Origin of the sequence: Corynebacterium sp. LK2590 (assembly GCF_040946105.1) — a bacterium.
Classification (GTDB): domain Bacteria; phylum Actinomycetota; class Actinomycetes; order Mycobacteriales; family Mycobacteriaceae; genus Corynebacterium.
Genome location: NZ_JAYWMH010000008.1, coordinates 1 through 19,373, shown reverse-complemented (window position 1 = coordinate 19,373; position 19,373 = coordinate 1). Strand labels below are relative to the sequence as shown.

Annotated in this window: 13 protein-coding genes, 4 tRNA genes and 1 CRISPR repeat array; of the genes, 5 read left to right on the top strand and 12 right to left on the bottom strand. The window is 65.4% G+C overall.

The window, feature by feature from the left end; translation table 11 throughout:
* Nucleotides 1-29: 29 nt before the first annotated feature.
* The 3 genes from VVR85_RS09995 to VVR85_RS09985 all read right to left on the bottom strand — a co-directional run bounded on the left by VVR85_RS09995 (nt 30) and on the right by VVR85_RS09985 (nt 427).
* Nucleotides 30-105 (bottom strand) — tRNA-Trp (locus VVR85_RS09995).
* A 124-nt stretch (nt 106-229) separates the two neighbouring features.
* A tRNA-Met gene (locus VVR85_RS09990) sits at nt 230-301 on the bottom strand.
* Nucleotides 302-354: 53 nt separating this feature from the next.
* Nucleotides 355-427: transfer RNA gene (locus tag VVR85_RS09985), tRNA-Thr, on the bottom strand.
* A gap of 508 nt (nt 428-935) precedes the next feature.
* Here VVR85_RS09985 and VVR85_RS09980 point away from each other — a divergent pair.
* Entirely contained in the window at nt 936-2,942 is a 2,007-nt protein-coding gene (locus tag VVR85_RS09980) for a M3 family metallopeptidase (protein ID WP_368520842.1), read from the top strand.
* A gap of 72 nt (nt 2,943-3,014) precedes the next feature.
* On the opposite strand, the gene VVR85_RS09975 is transcribed toward VVR85_RS09980, so the two are convergent.
* A tRNA-Tyr gene (locus VVR85_RS09975) sits at nt 3,015-3,099 on the bottom strand.
* Nucleotides 3,100-3,197: 98 nt separating this feature from the next.
* Nucleotides 3,198-4,214, bottom strand: coding sequence for a polyprenyl synthetase family protein (locus tag VVR85_RS09970; RefSeq protein WP_368520747.1), 1,017 nt, complete (start codon nt 4,212-4,214; stop codon nt 3,198-3,200).
* A 115-nt stretch (nt 4,215-4,329) separates the two neighbouring features.
* Here VVR85_RS09970 and VVR85_RS09965 point away from each other — a divergent pair, with 115 nt between their 5' ends.
* Nucleotides 4,330-5,592: a geranylgeranyl reductase family protein gene (locus VVR85_RS09965; protein ID WP_368520746.1), complete on the top strand. Its 1,263-nt coding sequence runs from the start codon at nt 4,330-4,332 to the stop codon at nt 5,590-5,592.
* Between the two features lie 5 nt (nt 5,593-5,597).
* Here VVR85_RS09965 and VVR85_RS09960 read toward each other — a convergent pair whose 3' ends face one another.
* The 7 genes from VVR85_RS09960 to VVR85_RS09930 form a co-directional block, all read right to left on the bottom strand.
* Nucleotides 5,598-6,290 (bottom strand): demethylmenaquinone methyltransferase, encoded by a 693-nt coding sequence (locus VVR85_RS09960; protein ID WP_368520745.1) that lies wholly within the window; start codon nt 6,288-6,290, stop codon nt 5,598-5,600.
* Between the two features lie 11 nt (nt 6,291-6,301).
* Entirely contained in the window at nt 6,302-7,501 is a 1,200-nt protein-coding gene (locus VVR85_RS09955) for a glycosyltransferase family 4 protein (protein ID WP_368520744.1), read from the bottom strand.
* A 56-nt stretch (nt 7,502-7,557) separates the two neighbouring features.
* The gene (locus tag VVR85_RS09950) at nt 7,558-8,001 is read right to left on the bottom strand and encodes a DUF3592 domain-containing protein (RefSeq protein WP_368520743.1); all 444 of its coding nucleotides are present in this window, start codon (nt 7,999-8,001) and stop codon (nt 7,558-7,560) included.
* 13 nt (nt 8,002-8,014) lie between these two features.
* Nucleotides 8,015-9,676, bottom strand: coding sequence for a 2-succinyl-5-enolpyruvyl-6-hydroxy-3-cyclohexene-1-carboxylic-acid synthase (menD, locus tag VVR85_RS09945; protein ID WP_368520742.1), 1,662 nt, complete (start codon nt 9,674-9,676; stop codon nt 8,015-8,017).
* Between the two features lie 21 nt (nt 9,677-9,697).
* Nucleotides 9,698-10,348 carry a hypothetical protein gene (locus tag VVR85_RS09940; RefSeq protein WP_368520741.1) on the bottom strand — a complete coding sequence of 217 codons (651 nt, stop codon included), beginning with the start codon at nt 10,346-10,348 and terminating at the stop codon, nt 9,698-9,700.
* A 63-nt stretch (nt 10,349-10,411) separates the two neighbouring features.
* On the bottom strand, nt 10,412-12,826 hold the full coding sequence (locus VVR85_RS09935) for an excinuclease ABC subunit A (protein WP_368520740.1): 2,415 nt from the start codon (nt 12,824-12,826) through the stop codon (nt 10,412-10,414).
* A gap of 57 nt (nt 12,827-12,883) precedes the next feature.
* Complete coding sequence (locus VVR85_RS09930) at nt 12,884-13,909, bottom strand: o-succinylbenzoate synthase (RefSeq protein ID WP_368520739.1); 1,026 nt, start codon at nt 13,907-13,909, stop codon at nt 12,884-12,886.
* Between the two features lie 238 nt (nt 13,910-14,147).
* Between VVR85_RS09930 and cas9 the strand changes: the two genes are divergently transcribed.
* Genes cas9 through cas2 form a run of 3 tightly spaced genes read left to right on the top strand, consistent with a single transcriptional unit; the run spans nt 14,148 to nt 18,704 of the window.
* Nucleotides 14,148-17,471 carry a type II CRISPR RNA-guided endonuclease Cas9 gene (gene cas9 / locus VVR85_RS09925; RefSeq protein ID WP_368520738.1) on the top strand — a complete coding sequence of 1,108 codons (3,324 nt, stop codon included), beginning with the start codon at nt 14,148-14,150 and terminating at the stop codon, nt 17,469-17,471.
* A gap of 2 nt (nt 17,472-17,473) precedes the next feature.
* A complete protein-coding gene (gene cas1, locus VVR85_RS09920) occupies nt 17,474-18,394 on the top strand; it encodes a type II CRISPR-associated endonuclease Cas1 (RefSeq protein ID WP_368520737.1) in 921 nt (306 codons plus the stop codon).
* Entirely contained in the window at nt 18,375-18,704 is a 330-nt protein-coding gene (cas2, locus tag VVR85_RS09915; protein ID WP_368520736.1) for a CRISPR-associated endonuclease Cas2, read from the top strand. The genes cas1 and cas2 overlap by 20 nt, the downstream gene beginning before the upstream one ends.
* Before the next feature lie 51 nt (nt 18,705-18,755).
* Nucleotides 18,756-19,303: a CRISPR direct-repeat array (repeat unit 36 nt; unit sequence GAAGTCTATCAGGGCTTTTGAGAACTGAACCCCAGC).
* Nucleotides 19,304-19,373 lie beyond the last annotated feature (70 nt).

Below are 19,373 nucleotides of genomic sequence, written 5' to 3'. Positions count from 1 at the left end.
CGTCTAAACTCCTCGCTAGAAAATAAGTTTGGCAGGGGCGACAGGACTCGAACCTGCAACCTACGGTTTTGGAGACCGTTGCGCTACCAATTGCGCCACGCCCCTAGGCGTACTGCTTTTAAAACAGCACGGACTACCCTACCAGAGTAGCGGGTTAATAAATAAACCGCCCTCATTTTCGGTGGAGATCGGTAATAAAAAAGCGCCCGAGGGCGCTTTTTGTTCCCGGTAGCGATGGCGAGAATTGAACTCGCGACACAGCGATTATGAGTCGCTTGCTCTACCACTGAGCTACACCGCCAAGTGACCGCTTCCTTAAAGGGCACTGTTGGATAATACCCTAGAAACGAACAGAGCCCCCTGACAGAATCGAACTGTCGACCTTTTCCTTACCATGGAAACGCTCTGCCGACTGAGCTAAGGGGGCACAGCCTCGTTAAGACAAGCGGTAATTCTTACCGCCCCTCTCGCGTTGAAGCCTTGATAACAATAACCCGATTCCTAAAACTTTCACAAATCGGCAGCACAGACGCTATTTTTACAGCTTCTAAAAACGCCTGTTTTCGCCTTGGTTGCGCCCCTCTTCCGGCCACTGCCGAGCGCGGGCGGGGACACGTCCCGGAAATCCCCGCGCCGCGCTGCGTCCGCCCCGGCGTCACGGGTCGCCCCAAAGTCCGTGTAGCGCGGGTCACAGTTGTGCTAGCTTTGATGTAATTTAGCGCCCCTGCCCCAGGCTGCGGCGTAGCGTGGTGGCCTTGCCGTTGCGGCTGCAGCGCCGGCTACGAAGGCCGGTGTTTGCCCAGGCTGGAAAGCTGCTTGCCGCGCCGCCGTCGTAGAAAGGAAAGATTGTGTCTCACCAACCCTCCCGCCCCGCCGATTCTGATTCCGCGGCCCAGGCTCGCACCGCGGATCCCGCGGAGCTAGCCGCCAATCCGCTGCTTGAGCCCTCGAAGCTGGATTACCAGCTGCCGGATTTCGCCGCGATTTCTTTTGCGCACGTGCGCCCGGCCTTCGACGAGGCGCTGCGCCGGCACGACGCGGAAGTGGCCGCTATCGGCGCGGCGGAGCCCAGCTGGGAGAACACGGTGGAAGCGCTGGAGCGCTCCGGCCGCGACCTCGAGCGGGTGGTCAGCTACTTCGCGAACCTGCTGGGCACCGACTCCACGCCGGAGATGCAGGAGCTGGCCGGCGAGCTCTTCCCGGAGCTCTCGGCCCACTTCGACGCCGTCTACCAGAACGATGAGCTCTACGCCCGGCTGAAGGCGGTCACCGCGCCGGAGGATCCCGAGTCCCAGCGCTTGCTGGACTACCTCCTGCGCTCTTTCGCCCGCCGCGGCGCGGATCTGGACGCCGCCGGCAAGGAGGAGCTGACGCGCCTGAACCAGCGCCTGTCCGCGCTGTCGGAGGAATTCGGCCGCCACCTGCTGGACGACACCAAACGCCTGGCCGTGGGCTTCGACAGCGCCGAGCAGCTACGCGGCCTGCCGGAAGAACGCGTGGCCGCGGCCCGGGACTACGCCGCCCAGGCGGGCCGCACCGGCTTTGTGCTGCCGCTGGAGCTGCCCACCCAGCAGGCCGAGCAGGCGCGCCTGGCAGACCCGGCCTCCCGGTTAAAGCTCTGGGAGGCCTCCCAGCAGCGCGGGACGGAATCCAACGGCGCGGTGCTGACCGAGATGGTGCGGCTGCGCGCCCGGCGCGCGGAGCTTTTGGGCTATGCCACGCACGCGGACTACGTCATCGCGGAGGAGACCGCGGGTACCGCGGACGCGGCCCGGCAGCTGCTGGCGGACCTGGCGCCGGCGGCCGCGGCCAACGCCGCCGCCGAGGGCAAGCTGTTGAGCGAGGAGGCCGGCTTCCACGACGCGGACTTCGGCCCGGCGGACTGGCCCTACTGGCAGTCCCGGGTGCGCGAGCGCGACTACGCCCTCGACGAGGAGGAGCTGCGCAAGTACTTCCCGCTCAACCGGGTCTTAAGCGACGGGGTCTTCCAGGCCGCGCACATGCTCTACGGTGTGACGGTCCACCCGCGCCCGGACTTGGTCGGCTACGCCCCGGACGTGGACGTCTGGGAGGTCGTGGATGCCGACGGCACCGGCCTGGGCCTGCTGCTGACGGACTACTTCACCCGCCCCTCCAAGCGCGGCGGGGCCTGGATGAGCACGTTCGTGGAGCAGTCCCGCCTGCTTGGCACCCGCCCGGTGGTGGTCAACGTGATGAACCTGTCCAAGCCGCCGGCGGGCCAGCCGGTGCTGCTGAGCCAGGACGAGCTGCACACGGTCTTCCACGAGTTCGGCCACGCCCTCCACGGCCTGCTCTCCGACGTGCGCTACCCGACCTTCTCCGGCACGAACGTGCCGCGGGACTGGGTGGAGTTCCCCAGCCAGATTAATGAGAACTGGGCGCTGGATCCCCGCCTGGTGAAGGCCTATGCCTTCCACGTGGACACCGGCGAGCCCATCCCCGACAAGACGCTGGAGGCGCTGGGCCGCGCCCGCGAGTTCGGTCAGGGCTTCGCCACGGTGGAATACCTCGCCGCGGCCGTCATCGACCTGGCCTGGCACAGCCTGCCGGCCGCCGAGGCGGAGAAGCTGGTCGCCACCCCGGAGGCCATCGCCGACTTCGAGCAGGAGGCCCTGGCGAAGGTGGGCCTGGGAGAGACCGGGATCGCCCCGCGCTACCGCTCGACGTATTTCAACCACATCTTCGCCGGCGGCTACTCCGCGGGCTACTACTCCTACCTGTGGGCCGAGGCCCTCGACGCCGACGGCTTCGAGCTCTTCCGCGACGCGGAGTCCCTGCGCCAGGCCGGGCAGGCCTTCCGCGAGCAGATCCTGTCCGCGGGCGCCTCCCGCGATTTCACCGACGCCTTCCGCCAGTGGCGCGGGCACGACAAGGACATCCGCCCGCTGCTTGTCCGCCGCGGCCTGGCCGGCTCCCGCTAGGAAAGAAGAACTCGTCCCGGATCCGCGGGCACAAGAAAACTCCCCTTCACGAAAGTGAAGGGGAGTTGTTGTTGGTGCCAGGTAGAAGATTCGAACTTCTGAAGGCAATGCCGGCGGATTTACAGTCCGCTCCCTTTGGCCGCTCGGGCAACCTGGCGTGCACCTTGGTGCGAGTAGTTACTCTACTACGAAACCCCCTGCCCGACACAAATCGGCAGGCAAGGGGGCTATCGCGACGAGTTTTGCGGGCAGGCCTTAGCCCACGCGCTTAACGGTGTAGCTGGCCAGCTGGCGCAGCGCCGTGGTGGCGGAGTTGTCCGGCAGGCGGTCCAGTTCGGTATCCACCTGGTCCAGGTAGTAGCGCACGTCGTCCAGGGCCTTCTGACGGCCGGCGGACTGGCGCAGCAGGTCGATGGCGCGCTCGACCGTGGCGTCGTCCTCCAGCGGGCCGGTGAGCAGCTCGCGTAGCTGCTCGCCCGCGGGGCTGTCTTCCTCCAGGGCGTAGAGCACCGGCAGGGTGAATACGCCCTCGCGCAGGTCGGTGCCCGGGGTCTTCCCGGATTCCTCCGGGTCGGAGAAGATGTCGATGATGTCGTCGACGATCTGGAAGATCATGCCGACGGCACTGCCGATGCGCTTGAGAGCCTGCGCGTGCTCTGGGGCGGCGCCGGCGTGGTAGGCACCCAGGTAGCCGGCGGAGGCGATGAGCACCGCGGTCTTTTCCTCGATAACGGCGCGGTAGTGCTCGATGGCGTTCGCCTCGCCCGCCCCGATGGTCTCGCGCATCTGGCCGGTGACCAGAGTCTGGAAGGTCTCCGCGAAGTGCTCGACGGTGTGGGTGTCCAGCTGGCTCATCAGGCGGGAGGCGTGCGCCAGCAGGGCGTCGCCGGCCAGGATGGCCACGGAGTTGTCCCAGCGGGAGTTGGCGGATTCCACGCCGCGGCGGCGCTCTGCCTCGTCCATGACGTCGTCGTGGTAGAGGGTAGCCACGTGCACCATCTCCACGGAGGTGGCCGCCTTGACCACCCGGGCGGAGCCGGGCTCGGGGCCGTATTCGCTGGCTAGCAAAGCCATGACGGGGCGGAAGCGCTTGCCGCCGGCTTCCGCGAGGTAGAGAGCCTTTTCGTGGACGAAATCCTCTCCCTGAGTAATCTCAGTGCGCAGCAATTCTTCGACGGCTGCCACGCCTGCCCCCACGCGCTGGTTCAGCTGGGGGTCTCCCAAGTCCACGGACTGCGAGGAGCCACGGGACGATGTAGGGCCGTTGGTCATGGAGGCGATCCTTGGGGTCGATACTCTAATTTAACTCCCTCAACCGTAGTCCAATACTCGTTTTTAGACATAGTCGAGGGGTCGGCGGGCAAGCGCGCATGCGACAATAGGGGGCATGTCGGCACAGACTCAGCACATCCCCGCATCTTCCCCACTCACTTGCGACGTGGCGGTCATCGGCGCCGGGCCGGCCGGTTCGGCCGCCGCCATCCACGCCGCCCGCGCCGGCTACGAGGTGCTGCTTGTCGATGCCGCCTCTTTCCCCCGCGACAAGACCTGCGGCGACGGGCTCACCCCGCGGGCCATGCACCAGCTGGACCAGCTGGGCATCACGGTCAACCCGGGCTACCGCAACCTGGGGCTGAAGCTGCACGGCTACGGCGGGCACGTCACCGCCCCCTGGCCGAGCACGTACCCGTGCGCGGAGGGCTCGGCCCTGCCGCGCCACGACTTCGACAACCTGGTCTTCGAAGCCGCCGTCGCCGCCGGCGCCACTCCCCTGCTCGGCGCGCCGGCCACCGACCCGCAGCTTGCCGGCAACCGCGTGGAGTCTTTCCAGGTGGGCGAGCAGACGGTGCGCCCGCGCTGGGTCATCGTGGCCGACGGGGTGCGCTCCACCTTCGGCAAGCAGCTGGGCCGGACCTGGCACCGCGGGGAGGTCTACGGCATTGCCGCGCGCTCCTACTGCGACAGCCCCTTTGCGGACGAGCCCTGGATGCACTCCCACGTGGAGCTGAAGGACAACGACGGCACCGTCCAGCCCGGCTACGGCTGGATCTTCCCGCTGGGGACCGAATCCGGCCAGGTCAACCTGGGCTGCGGGGCGCTGTCCACGGACAAGCGTCCGGCCAAGATCAACACCAAGAAGCTGCTGGAGCACTACGCCGAGCAGCAGCGCGCCGACTGGCAGCTGGGCCCCACCCAGGCGGTGACCTCGGCCCTGCTGCCCATGGGCGGGGCGGTCTCCCACGTGGCGGGCGACAACTGGATGCTCATCGGGGACGCGGCCGCCTGCGTGAACCCGCTCAACGGCGAGGGCATCGACTACGGGCTGGAAACCGCCCGGAGCGCGGTGGAGATGCTGGGCCCGAAGGACTTCACCCTGGCCTGGCCGGACCGGCTGCGCGCGGATTACGGCGAGGCCTTCGTCCTGGCACGTACCGCCGCCCGCCTTTTGACCTACCCGCAGTTCCTGCCCGTGGTCGGCCCGGTGGGCCTGCGCGGGCCGGTGGGCCGGGCCCTCATGCCTGCGGCCGCGCGCCTGATGGGCAACCTGGTCACCGAGCAGGACCGCGATCTCATCGCCCGCGCCTGGCAGCTAGCCGGCCACACCGTTTCCAGCGCCCGGCGCGGCTCCCCGCTCTGGGACGCGGCTTAAAAGGTTTATTCCTCCGGCTTGGTGGCCGAGTGCAGCGCCACGATGCCGAGTGTGAGGTTCTGCCAGCCGGCGTTAGACCAGCCGTTGGCGTTGATGGCCTGGGCCAGCTCCTCCTGGTCCGGCCAAGCGCGGATGGATTCTGCCAGGTAGATATAGGCCTCCGGGTTGGAGGAGACCACGCGGGCGATGGGCGGCAGCAGGCGGGTCAGGTACTCCTTGTAGACCGTGCCGAAGACCGGCACCACGGGCTTGGAGAACTCCGCGACCGCCAGGCGCCCGCCGGGCTTGGTCACGCGCGCCATCTCCCGCAGTCCCAGCTCGAAGTCGTGGATGTTGCGCAGGCCGTAGGAGATGGTCACCGCGTCGAAGGTGTTGTCCGCGAACGGCAGCTGCATGCCGTCGCCGGCCACCTTGGGCACGTTGCGGTCGCGGCCGGCGGCCAGCATGCCACGGGAGAAATCGCACGCCACGCACCAGGCGCCGGACTTGGACAGCTCCACGGTGGACACCGCGGTGCCGGCGGCCAGGTCGAGGACCTTCTCGCCCGGCTGCAGGTTGAGGCGCTCGCGGGTGCGCTTGCGCCAACCGGCGTCCTGCCCGAAGGACAGGACCGTGTTGGTCAGATCGTATTTCTCCCCGACCGCGTCAAACATGTGCGCGACGTCGAAGGGTTGCTTGTCCAGATTTGCCTTAGCCACGGCTGTCTAGTCTAGGCCACTCGGGCGCCGAGGGCGCGCGCGGCCCAACGCGGCAGCTCCGGGCGCTGCCCCAGGATGGTCAGCGGCACCCGGCGGGTCTCCTCCAGCACCTCGGCGTAGTAGCCCATGAGCTGTTCGCACAGCCCCTCCCAGGTCTTGGTGCGGATGGACTCCCGGGCATTGGCGCACAACTCCGCGTGGATCTCCGGGTTGAGCAGGGCCTCGGCCGCGCGCGGCAGATCCTCGATGAAGGTGTCCACGTCCAGCAGCAGCCCGTTGTAGCCCTCGTCGATGAGGTCGACCGGGCCGCCCGCGCGCGGGCCGATGGTCGGCACGCCCGAGGCCTGGGCCTCCTGGATGGACTGGCAGAAGGTCTCGAACTCCCCGGCGTGGACGAACAGGTCGAGGCTCGCGTACGCGCGCGCCAGCTCCTCGCCCTTCAGGGCGCCGGTGAAGACCGCGGTGGGCAGCTGGGCCTCCAGCAGGGGACGCTCCGGGCCATCGCCCACGATGACCAGCTGGATATCGTCTCGGTCGTTGAGCGCGCTGAGCCGGTGCACGCCCTTCTCGGCGGCCAGGCGGCCCACGAAGCCGACGATGTTCTTCTTGCCGCTGGCATCCCAGCTGCGGCGCAGCTTCTCATCCCGCTTGGAGGGGTGGAACAGCTCCGCGTCCACGCCGCGGCCCCAGCGGCGGACGTTACGCACGTTGTGCTTTTCCAGGTCCTCGATGGTGGGCGTGGACGGCGCCAGGGTCATCTGGCAGGAGTTATGGATGATCCGCAGCCACTCCCACACGCCGTGCGCCAGGGCGGAGGCGTGGTATTTGGTGGCAAAGCCTGCCACGTCGGTCTGGTAGAGCGCCACGGCCGGGATGCGCAGCTGCCGGGCGGAGAAAGCCCCGGCCGCGCCCAGGACGAAGGGGCTGGCCAGGTGGATGATGTCCGGCTGGAACTCGCGCAGGCTGCCGAGCACCTCCGTGGTCGGCACGCCGACGGGCAAGGAGTCCACCAGCGGCACCCGCACGGTGGGCACGCGGCGAATGCGGAAACCCAAGTAGTCTGCGATCTCTTCCTGGCCGTCCCGCGCGCCCGGCGCGACCACCAGGGCCTCGTGCCCGTTGGCGTGCAGGTGCTCGAGCACGCGCAGGACCGAGTTGGTCACGCCGTTGACGTTCGGGAGGAAAGATTCCGCAACAATGGCTACTCGCATACGCTCATCCTTGTTCATCAAACTCAACCGCTGGTGGCCCGGGCGCGAACTTGAGGTTAATTTTTATTAACACCCCGGGTTGCCCGGTTTAACAACCACCACAATACGGCAGCCGCCGCCGTGGACACGGCCCACACGGACAGCGCCGGAATGACCGCCAGGGTCCACTCGCGGCCCTCCACCTTGACCAGTTCCGGGTCGGCGGTGGAATAAGACACCCACACGCGCTGCCCCTCGCCCAGCCCGGACGGATAGAGCAGCCCGGTCTCCGGGGAGTGGTAGAGCCCGGACTCATCCTGGAAGTCGACGGTGGTGCGCAGCCAGTCGATGTCCGTGACGGTCGCCAGGGCCCGCCCCGGGTTCTGGTTGATCTCCCGGTCGTTGAGCCAGGGGCCTATCACCAGCGCGATCAAGGCGACGATCATCACGGCGTAGGCGCCCAAGATGAGCTGGCGGCCGCGCCGGCGCAGGATGGCGGGACGGTGGCGTCTCTGCTGCATGGGGTGGGTCTACCTATTCGCCCGCGTGGGAACGGATGGCCGCGTTCAGACCGCGGCGGGTTTCCCGGGTCGTGCGGGCCTCGACCACGGTCACGCCGGCGGAGTATTCCTTCAGCTCCGCCAGCACGTCGAGGAGCTCCTGCGGGGTCTCGGTGCGGCGGTAGTCGGCGCCGTAACCGCGGACCAGGGACTCGATGTCCGCCTCGTGCGGGGTGCCGAAGGCCTGCTCGAAGGAGCCGCGCAGGCCCTCCTGGCCGACCTCGAGGGTCTCGAAGATGCCGCCGCCGTCGTCGTTGGCCACCACGATGGTCAGGTTTTCCGGGCGCGGGTTATCAGGCCCGATAAGCAGCGAGGAGGCGTCGTGGAGGAAGGTGACGTCTCCCAGAAGCGCCACGGTGCGCGGGGCCCGCGGCAGGTCCGCGTGCAGGGACTGGCCGGCCAGCGCGATGCCGACGGCCTGGGCCACGGTGCCGTCGATGCCGGCGACGCCGCGCTGGGAGTAGGTCTCCACCCCGTCGAAGGGCAGCCCCACCAGGGAGGCGTCCCGCACCGGGTTGGAAGCGCCCACCACGAAGTAATCGCACACCGCCAGGGTGTCGGCGACGGCGGCGGCCGCATGCAGGCCGGTGAATCCGTAGTCCTCGTTCTCCAGCGCGGAGCGCACCGCCTCGGCGCCGACCTCGGCCGCGCCCTGGCAGATGCGGTACCACTCGCGGCTGACCTCGCCGGTGACCTTCACCCGGGTGCCGCGGCGGGCGTGCTCCCCGCGCGGGTTGGTGAAGTCCGCGGTGCGCGAGAGGGTCACCAGCTCGATGTCCGGATCATTGATTAGCGCCAGCACCGCGCGGTGCAGGGTCGGGTGGCCGACCACGATGACCTGCTCGACCTTGGTGTTGACCACGTAGTCGTTCGCGCTGACCTGGGCGCGGCGGAAGATGTGCGCCGCCGCCGAGTGCACCGGGTGGTACGGCGCCGGGGCGCTGGGCTCGGCGATGGTGGGCACGTCTTCCAGGCCCTCCACTGCCCAGGCCTCGTCGCCGGCGATGACCAGGGTGTTGCGGCTCAAGTCGATCTCCACCTCGCCGTGGTCGACCCAGCCCGCGCTCGATGCCCGCGGCGCGCTCGCCGGGGCAGCGCCCGGCTCCGGCAGCTGCTCGCCCACCAGCGGGTTGTCCAGCGCGACGTTGATGTGCACCTGCTGGTCGCGGGCGAAGCGCTCGCCGATTTTGGCGGCGTCTTCGACCGTGGTGATCTGGGTGGTCTCGGCGTAGCGGCCGAAAATCCCCTGCTGCTCGATGGTCTGGGAGGCACCCGTGCCGACTAGGCGCGCGGGGCGGTCGGCCGAAATCACGACCAGCGGCAGGTGCCCGTAGGAGGCTTCGATCATCGCGGGCAGCGTGTGCGCCACCGCGGTGCCAGAGGTCATCACGACCCCGACCGCGCGGCGCTGGACGCGGGCCATGCCCAGCGCCAGGAAGGCGGCGGCGCGCTCGTCCAGACGGGTGTGGACGCGGATGCCCGGCTGGGCAATCAGCGCCAGCGACAGCGGCGCGTTGCGGGAGCCCGGGCAGATGACCACGTCGGTGAGGTGATTAGCTAGTTCGCTTGCGACTGCCCGCGCCACCTCGGTGGCGTCGGTCGCGCGGGCGGAGGAATTGTCTTGCGTGCCAGTCATAGTGGCTAAGTCTAGCTGCCTCTACTGGTTTTCCAGTGCTCCGCCTTCGCCGAAGAGATCCTGCAGCCAGCCCTCGACATCCATGTCTTCGGTGTTCTCCGGCAACAGCTCATCCGGCACCTCCGACGGGATCAGATCCCGGCCGCGGTCCCGGAGGCTCTCGCCCTCGCCGGAGCTGTCCGTGGTGGTCTCGGTCTCGGTGACGGTGGTCGGCTGCTGCGTGGTGTGGGTGACCGTCTCGGTCACCGGCTCCGGCGCGGGCTTGTCCGCTTCGCTGGCGGCGTTGCGCCACAGGAAGAACAGCGCGCCGGCGGCCACCAGCGCCAGGACGGCCAGCGCACCCAGGACCCCGGCCAGGCCTGAACCGGACTTCTTCTCGCGCGGCGGCTCGTAGTCGCTGACCGGCTGCTGGTAATTGCCCTGGTAGTTATCTTGGTAGCCACCCTGGTAGTTGCCGGGCTGCCCCGCGTAGGTTTCTTGGCCCGGCTGCTGGTAGCCGGCCTGGTACTGCTGCGTCTGGGGCTGGTTCGGGTCGTATTCGCCCGGGAAGTACTGACGCGGGCGCTCCTGGCCGCCCTGCGGCTGTTGACCCTGCGGCTGCTGGTTGCCGCTGTTGGGGACGCGGCCGATATAGCGCGTCTCGTCGTCGGAATTATCGTAACGATTAGGCATAACTCCCATTAGTACCGGATCGGGGCGCGCCGAGTACAGCCCCGCCCCGGCGCACCCGCCCCACTAGACCGCTGCGCGCAGGGCCTTGCCCGTGGGCGTATCCAGCCGCGCCAGCTCCGCCGGAGCGGCGTCCGCCACGATCTGTCCGCCCTGGCTGCCCGCGCCCGGGCCCATCTCCACGACGCGGTCGGCCTGGGCGATAAAGGACAGGTCGTGCTCCACCACCACGACGCTGTTGCCAGCGTCCACGAAGCGGTTGAGCTCGGCGCCCAGCAACGCGGCGTCCTGCGGGTGCAGGCCCGTGGTGGGCTCGTCCAACAGGTACATGGTGTGGCCGCGGCGCGAGTTGCGGGAGCGCTGCAGCTCGGTGGCCAGCTTGATGCGCTGGGCCTCGCCGCCGGACAGCTCCGGCGCGCCTTGGCCCAGCTGCAGGTAGCCCAGCCCGACGGCCTGGAGGGTCTCGATGGCACGCGCCACCTTGGCCTCGGCCTTATCATCAGCGTCGAAGACCTCGCTGGCCTGGTCCACGGTCAGGGCCAGGATGTCGGCGATGGTGTACCCGCGCCAGGTCGCCTCGAGGGTCTCCGCGTTGTAGCGGGCCCCGCCGCAGTCCGGGCAGGTGGTATAGGCACCGGGGAGGAAGACCAGCTCGACCTCGATCTTGCCCGCGCCCTGGCAGGTCGGGCACTGCCCCTGCTTGGTGTTGTAGGAAAAGCGGCTGACCGTCCACTTGCGCTCGCGGGCGTAGTCGGTGCCGGCAAAGAGCTTGCGGACCGCGTCGAAAAGCCCGGTGTAGGTGGCCAGGGTGGAGCGCGGCGTGCGGCCGATGGGCTTCTGGGTAATCTGCACCACGCGCTTGAGCTGGTCGAGTCCGTCAACGGAGTCGATGGACCACCCGCCGGCTTCCTCGGTGTCCGTCACCGCGGTCAGCTCCTCGCGCAGCTTGCCGGCCAGAACGGTGCTGACCAGTGTGGACTTGCCCGAGCCAGACACCCCGGCGACCACGGTGAACTGGCCCAGCCCGAGGCTTAAGGTGAGGTCGTCCATGTTGCGGGCCTGGACGCCGCGCAGCTCCAGCTGGCCGGTGGCCTCGCGCGGGGTGTTCTTCGGCTCGCGCTTCCGGTGGCGCAGCGCCCGCGCGGTCGGCGAGTCGGCCTGGTCCATGAATTCGTCCACGGGGCCGGAGAAGACAATCTCCCCGCCGCCGCTGCCGGCCTGCGGCCCGACGTCGACGATCCAGTCGGCCTGGGCCACCAGGTTCATGTCGTGCTCGACCAGCAGGACGCTGTTTCCCTCGGCGAGGAAGCGCTGGCACATCTGCGCCACCGCGGCGCGCTCCTGCGGGTGCAGGCCCGCCGAGGGCTCGTCGAGCACGTAGGCCACGCCGAAGAGCCCGGCGCGCAGCTGCCCGGCCAGGCGCAGGCGCTGCAGCTCGCCGGCCGACAGCGTGGCGGTGGGCCTATCCAGGCTGAGGTGGCCCAGCCCCAGTTCCACCGCGGAGGCCAGCGTCGGCACCAGCTGCTTGAGCAGCAAGTCCTCGGCCGAGTTTTCTTCCGGAGCACGCTCGCGCAGCTCGGCGTGCAGCTGGTCGAGCGGCAACGCGTTGGTGACATCGATGGGCCGGCCCGCGTAGGTGACCTCGAGCGCCCGCGGGTTCAGCCGGCGGCCGTGGCAGGTGGGGCAGCTGCGCGATTCCATGAAGGACAGGGTGCGCCGGCGCAGGGTGTCCGACTCGGTCTCGGCCAGGGTCTTGTTCAGGTACCCGGCCACAGAGCGCCACGTGCCCTGGTAGTTGCGCTGGATCTGGTCGACCCCGCGGTGCGGCTTGACCGTCACCACGGGCCGCTCGTCGGTAAAGAGGATCCACTGCCGATCCTTCTCGGGCAGATCCTGCCACGGGCTGTCCAGGTCGAAGCCCAGTTCCTCCAGGATGTCGTGGAAGTTCTTGCCGGCCCAAGCCCCCGGCCAGGCGGCGATGGCGCCGTCCTCGATGCTCAAAGTCGGGTCCGGGACCATGGAAGCCTCCGTCGGGACGTGTTCGACGCCCTGGCCCTGGCAGGTCGGGCACATGCCCTCCGGGGTGTTCGGGGAAAAGGAATCCGAGTAGAGCCCCTCCGGGTTGTTGCCGGCGCGGGAGTACAACAGGCGCAGCGTATTCGCCATCGCGGAGACCGTCCCGACGGTGGAGCGCGCCCCGCCGCCGGAGGTCGATTGCTGCAGCGCCACCGTGGGCGGCAGGCCCGTGATGGATTCGACCTGCGGGTCCACGGCCGAGCCGATAAGCCGCCGGGCGAACGGCGCCACGGACTCCAAGTACCGCCGCTGGCCCTCGCCGTGGATGGTGCCAAAGGCCAGCGACGACTTACCCGAACCGGAGACCCCCGTGACCGCAACCAACCTGCCGCGCGGCAAGTCCACGTTGACGTGGCGCAGGTTGTGCAGGTGGGCGTCTCGGACCGAAATCATTCCTTCCGTCATGCCATCCAGCCTACGTCCAGAAAGCTAACAGCAGCGCGGCCCACCGCAAGTGCCCTATTAGTCCTCCTGGGCCGGCAGGAACTCCCAGGCCTGGCGCAGGCGCTCGAACCACCAGTCGCGGCGGTCCGCCGGGGCGGCCAAGGCGGCCAGGCGGTCCGGCTCCGGGACGGCGGCATCTACCTTGAGGTGCCCGTCGACGATCTCCCGGGGCGCGGTGACGTCCTCGAGGAACAACGAGCCAGTCGCCAGACCCGCTGCGGCCGGGGCGACGTCAATGTCCTCGTCATCAGCAATCTTGGGCAGCGCCGCCACGGCCGCCAGGCCCATACTGATGCCGACAGAAGTATCCAGCGCGGAGGCCACCGTGATGTCCATGTGCCTAGCGCGCAGCTCGCTCGCGATGCTCAGCACCCGGCGCACGCCACCCAGCGGCGCGGGCTTCACGACGGCCACGTCCGCGGCCTTCAGCTCGGCCACGCGGAACGGGTCCTCGACCTTGCGGATGGACTCATCCGCGGCCACGCGCACGAAGATGCCGCGGCGCATGAGCTGGTTGCGCACCTCGGCTAGTTCCTCCGCGGTCTGGCACGGCTGCTCCATGTAATCCAGCGGCATGAGGTGCTGCGCCGCCTCCACCGCCTGGTCCACGGTCCAGCCGCAGTTGGCATCCACGCGCAGCACCGGCGTGGCCCCCGTGGCCGCCACGTGCTCACGCACGGCCGCCACACGAGCGATGTTATCGTCCAGGGTCTGTCCCTTCTCCGCCACCTTAATCTTGAAGGTGGTGCAGCCCGGGTAGCGCTGCATGACCTCCGGGACCTGCTCCGTCGGCACCGCCGGGATCGTGCCGTTGACCTCAACCGTGTCCCGCAACGGCACCGGGAAGCCCTGATAGGCGGCCTCCAAGCCGGCCTGCAACCAGTGCGCGGATTCTTCCGGCCCGTATTCCAGGAAGGGCGCGAACTCACCCCAGCCCTTCGGCCCGTCAATGAGCAGCGCTTCCCGGCTGGTCACCCCACGGAACTTCACCGCCATGGGCAGCTGGACCACGTGAGCGCGGTCTAAAACATCATCAAGATTCATGTCCCCAGCCTACTGGGCAGGTACCAAGAGCCGGGTGGGTAGGTACCGGCGCTGCGCCAAGGGGAGAAAATGTGGTGAATATATCAAGAAATTGTGTTGCCAAATACGCTGTCTAGACATAAAGTCTTTAGTGAGAATTGAACCTCAGTAAGGACCGACTCGTTATCGGTACCGATTGCTCCAGCCGATGCCTTCGGGCATCGGCTTTTTACTACCCGAAAGGCCTTGTCCCCCTACCATGACGACTCCCCAGAAATACCGCGTAGGCATCGATGTCGGCTCCTACTCGGTCGGTTGCGCCGCCATTGCTATCGACGACGCCGGATTCCCCACGGAAATCCTCAGTGCTGTGTCATTCATCCATGACTCGGGTCTGGATCCCGATTCTCAGAAAACCGCGATCACTCGTCTCGCCGTCTCCGGTGTCGCTCGACGCACGCGCCGCCTGTACCGCCGACGACGCCACCGCATGATTAAGCTCGAGAAATTCCTCGAAAAGCAGAGCTGGACCACCCTCCCCTTCGAGAGCTACTCCGACCCCTACCTGCCATGGAAAGCACGCGTCGAACTAGCCAACGGCTTCATCGCCGACGAAGCCGAGCGGGGCGAGAAGCTGTCCATCGCGATGCGACACATTGCCAATCACCGCGGCTGGCGTAATCCGTATGTCAAGACCGTCTCCCTCTACTCCCCCGGCGAGCCTAGCGACGCCTTTGAAGCTATCCGCGAAGAGCTCGAGGCAAAGACCGGCAAGAAGATCCCCGCGGACGCCACCGTTGCCCAGCTGATCTCTTTTGCACAGCTCGGCGTAGATCGCATCCGTGGCGGCGGGAAGAAGAAAGACCAAGCCAAGGAAAAAGCCGGCCGTGGTGACGAGGTGAAAACCGCGGTGATTTCTGCACGCCTTCAACAGGTCGATCACGCGCGCGAAATTAACGAGATCTGTAAGACCCAGAAGATTGACGACACCCTTCGAAAAGAGCTCATCAATCACGTTTTCGCGGCCGAGTCCCCGAAGGGCGCGCAGGTCGGCCGTGTGGGCAAGGACCCGCTCCAGCCCAAACTGGATCGTGCGCTCAAAGCTTCGGATGCCTTCCAGCGCTACCGTATCGCCGCGCTCATCGGAAACCTGCGCATCCGCAATGGCTCGTCCAAGGACGAGCTCACTAAGGAGCAAAAGCTGCTGGTCTTTGACCACCTAGTCAACTTGGATCCGAAGAAGACTCCTTCTTGGTTGGACGTCGCAGAGATCCTGCAAATCGACCGCGGCGAATTACTCGGCACGGCGACGATGACCAACGACGGCGAACGCGCAGGAGCAAAGCCTCCGGTGCACGACACCAACCGCACCATCTTGTCCAGCAAGGTCAAGGCTTTGGCGAACTGGTGGAAGGGCGCAAACGACGCCGAGCGGGCGGCCATGCTGAAGTCTTTGTCCAATGCTGAGGTGGACGATTGGGACTCCGCCGAAGGCGCCCTGGTCCAGGCTTTCTTCGCTGAGCTCGAGGAAACTGAGCACGAAAAGCTTGATCAACTGCACCTGCCCATGGGCCGCGCTGCCTACAGCGAGGACACCTTGGTTCGCCTTACCCGACGCATGCTCGAGGACAATCTCGACCTCCACCGCGCCCAGCGCGAAGAGTTCGGTATCCCCGAGGATTGGGCACCACCTGCACCACCGATCGGGGAACCGGTAAGAAACCCCGCTGTGGACCGCGTCCTCAAGACGGTCGCGCGTTGGCTCAATGCCGCGACCAACGAGTGGGGTGCGCCCGAGTCTGTCGTTATTGAGCACGTCCGCGATGGCTTCGTCAGCCGTGCCAAGTCGATCGAAATTGACCGTGACATTAACCGACGGACGAAGCGCAACTATGAGTTGCTCTCGAAGATGCAGGAAAACCTCGGGATGGAGGGCAAACCGCGAAAGTCCGACCTGTGGCGGTACCAGTCTGTTCAACGCCAGAACTGCAAGTGCGCCTACTGCGGCGACACGATTACCTACACCAACTGCGAGATGGACCATATCGTCCCGCGCGCTGGTGAGGGCTCGACGAACACTCGTGACAATCTCGTGGCGGTCTGCCACCGCTGCAACCTGTCGAAGAAGAATGTTCCCTTCGCAGTATGGGCCGAATCTTCTTCCATCCCCGGCGTCAGCGTGAAGGAAGCACTCGAACGCACCCGCCACTGGGTCGAAGACTCCGGTCTGACGAAGCGTGACTTCAACAAGTTCCGCGACAGCGTGTGCCAGCGATTCAAGCGCACGGCAGTCGATGAGCCTATCGACAACCGCTCCATAGAATCCGTCGCTTGGATGGCAAACGAACTCCGGGCCCGCGTGGCGCAGACCTACACTGCTAGCGACACCGCGGTGAGTGTATACCGCGGCCAGATCACGGCTGAAGCTCGTGGCGCCTCCGGTATCTCTCGGAAGCTTCGGTTTATCGATGGGACCGGCAAATCCCGTTTGGACCGCCGTCACCATGCCGTGGACGCTGCAGTGGTCTCCTTCGTGCAAAACTATGTGGCTGAAACTCTCGTGCTGCGCAGCAACAAGCGTGAAGCAGCAAAGCTCACAGGCGAAGCCGAACAGTGGAAGGAATTCACCGGCATTGATGACGCGCACCGCGCAGCCTGGCGCCAATGGTTGCCCCGCATGCAGAAGCTAGCCGCCCTACTGCAGCAGGCGCTGGATGAAGATCGCGTTGTCGTCACCTCGAATTTGCGACTGCGATTGGGCAACAGCCGCGCTCACGAAGACACGATCGGCAAGCTGAAGAAGATCCCGCTCGGGTCTGAAATCAGCATCACCGACATCGACCGCGCCTCGACGGAAGCGCTCTGGTGTGCTCTTACCCGCGAACCAGACTTCGATCCCAAGGAAGGACTGCCCGCTAACCCTGACCGCCGAATCCGAGTCAACGGGACGTGGTTCAGCGCTAAAGACAACGACACGGTTGAGGTCTTCCCCGTCGGGGCGGGCGCTATCAAGGTACGCGGCGGTTACGCTGAGCTCAGCCGTTTCCACCACGCGCGCATCTACCGCGTCCCGAGCGGAAAGAAGCACGCTTACTGCATGCTGCGCGTCTACAACACGGATTTGGTCCGACACCGCAACGAGGATCTCTTCAGCGTCGAGCTCAAACCGCAGACCATGTCTGTACGCCAGTCCGAACCCAAGCTACGTAAGGCCCTAGCCGAAGGAACCGCCGAATACCTGGGCTGGATTGTGGTCGACGACGAGCTAGTCATCGACACGTCCAAATTCAACACCGGGCAGGTCGCCGGTATGCAGAACGAGCTCGGTCAAGTCCGACGATGGAGGTTGGACGGGTTCTTTTCTAATTCAAAGCTGAGGCTTCGGCCATTGCAATTGAGCGCCGAGGGCCTCGACAATGCTGCCTCAGATGACCTGAAGAAAATTATCGACCGCCCTGGTTGGCTACCGGCAGTAAACAAAGTTTTCCATGATGGCAGCGTAGTCGTTGTTCGCCGTGATTCCTTGGGTAGGCCCCGGTTAACTAGTTCTGCGCATCTCCCTGTCACTTGGAAGGCTGACTGATCATGAAATCGGGATGGCGAGTCATCGACTGTATCGGCCTCGAAGGCTCTCTTGGATACAGACGCGGGCAGATAATTGTCCGGCAACCTGAAAAAGAGTCGGAGGTCGCCATCCCGCTCGCACAAGTAGCTGTAGTGCTCATCGGTTCGAAAACGAGCGTGTCAGGAGCTGTCGTCATGAAGCTCAGCGAATACGACATCTCGTTAATTGTGTGCGATTGGCGACAGGTTCCAGTAGCTGGCGCTATTCCGTGGCATGACCACACGCGGGTGGGTATTCGCCAGCGCTGCCAGGCAGAGCTTTCGCTTCCAAGGAAGAAGCAAGCATGGGCACGAGTCATTTCAGCAAAGATCTACGGCCAAAGCCGGACTGCGGAGGCAATCACGGGGTATCCTTCTGCAAAACTCAATGAACTTGCCGGCAAAGTCCGTTCCGGAGATCCCGATAACCACGAGGCACGGGCTGCACGAATTTACTGGTCCTTGATTTCCGATGGACAGGGCTTTTCTCGAATTCCGGGAGCAGGTGAAGCAGGATGGAATAGCGCACTCGATTATGCCTACACTCTTCTGCGAGGGTACGGCATACGAGCTATTACAAGCGCAGGTCTGGCGGGGACACTCGGCCTCTTCCATCGCGGCCGCAGCAACGCCTTCGCCCTAGTCGATGATCTCATGGAGCCTTTCCGACCGATGGTTGACCAGATAGTCTTCAGCACAGTGACTCCTGCGGAGGACTTAACTCCATGGATCAAACAAACGCTTTCGATTCGTATGACAGGAAGCTTCAACGGAGACGGGAAGTCTCTTCCCACTGTTTTCAACGAATTCGCCCAGCACTATGGGCTTTACGTCGAAGGTGAAGTCAAGTCTCTCAAGGTACCTCAGTGGAAGGGGCTACTAGATGCCGGCGAAGGGCAGTGAACCAGTGTGGTGCGTCGTAATGTTTGATCTCCCAGTCAAGACAAAAAAGGAAACTCGAGACGCCAACAAATTCCGTAATCACCTCTTGGACCTCGGCTTCTGCCGAGCTCAACTGAGCGTCTATGTCCAGTATTTCCCTTTGGCTTCTCGAGTGGCAGCGACGGTAAAACAGATAAAAACGGAGCTACCTTCGGGGGGAGATATCCGAATACTTTCGGTCACTGATGCCCAATGGTCTAAAGTCATCCGATTCTCGAAAGAAAAAGAGGTCCCTGCGGACACTACTCCTAGCCAGCTCGTCATATTTTAGTCCAAGATCACCAAAATAGACCCAGGTAAATGGGCTTTTCCAAGCCCACCTGAAGTCTATCAGGGCTTTTGAGAACTGAACCCCAGCTTCGAGTCCGACGCCACGGGAGTCGGCAGAAGTCTATCAGGGCTTTTGAGAACTGAACCCCAGCGTTGCGTGATGTTGTAGGTGTGTGCTACGAAGTCTATCAGGGCTTTTGAGAACTGAACCCCAGCTTGACGGGGCAGTTTTCGGCGGGCACGCGAAGTCTATCAGGGCTTTTGAGAACTGAACCCCAGCGGTGCCGTGACGCTTCTTATCGTCATTAGAAGTCTATCAGGGCTTTTGAGAACTGAACCCCAGCTGGGCGCCCCACTCGATGCCGAGGGCGTGAAGTCTATCAGGGCTTTTGAGAACTGAACCCCAGCCGCGCCACAGGCGGGTCTCGGCGATCTAGAAGTCTATCAGGGCTTTTGAGAACTGAACCCCAGCATGAGCACTTTTTGCCGGTCTACCAACTGAAGTCTATCAGGGCTTTTGAGAACTGAACCCCAGCAGGCACGGGTGGAGTCGCGTCCTGCGTTGAAGTCTACCAGGGCTTTTGAGAACTGAACCCCAGCGTTTGGGGCTTCTAGAAATAGAAGATGACCCCCAAGATTCCTTGAGGGCCAGAGCCTATTTGCCTTGCGG

Excerpts from the sequence above, each read along its gene's own strand:
- VVR85_RS09970 (WP_368520747.1), bottom strand. The coding sequence starts at position 4,214 with ATGACCAACGGCCCTACATCGTCCCGTGGCTCCTCGCAGTCCGTGGAC.
- VVR85_RS09965 (WP_368520746.1), top strand. The coding sequence starts at position 4,330 with ATGTCGGCACAGACTCAGCACATCCCCGCATCTTCCCCACTCACTTGC.
- VVR85_RS09955 (WP_368520744.1), bottom strand. The coding sequence starts at position 7,501 with ATGCGAGTAGCCATTGTTGCGGAATCTTTCCTCCCGAACGTCAACGGC.
- VVR85_RS09950 (WP_368520743.1), bottom strand. The coding sequence starts at position 8,001 with ATGCAGCAGAGACGCCACCGTCCCGCCATCCTGCGCCGGCGCGGCCGC.
- menD (WP_368520742.1), bottom strand. The coding sequence starts at position 9,676 with ATGACTGGCACGCAAGACAATTCCTCCGCCCGCGCGACCGACGCCACC.
- VVR85_RS09940 (WP_368520741.1), bottom strand. The coding sequence starts at position 10,348 with ATGCCTAATCGTTACGATAATTCCGACGACGAGACGCGCTATATCGGC.
- VVR85_RS09935 (WP_368520740.1), bottom strand. The coding sequence starts at position 12,826 with ATGACGGAAGGAATGATTTCGGTCCGAGACGCCCACCTGCACAACCTG.
- VVR85_RS09930 (WP_368520739.1), bottom strand. The coding sequence starts at position 13,909 with ATGAATCTTGATGATGTTTTAGACCGCGCTCACGTGGTCCAGCTGCCC.
- cas9 (WP_368520738.1), top strand. The coding sequence starts at position 14,148 with ATGACGACTCCCCAGAAATACCGCGTAGGCATCGATGTCGGCTCCTAC.
- cas1 (WP_368520737.1), top strand. The coding sequence starts at position 17,474 with ATGAAATCGGGATGGCGAGTCATCGACTGTATCGGCCTCGAAGGCTCT.
- cas2 (WP_368520736.1), top strand. The coding sequence starts at position 18,375 with ATGCCGGCGAAGGGCAGTGAACCAGTGTGGTGCGTCGTAATGTTTGAT.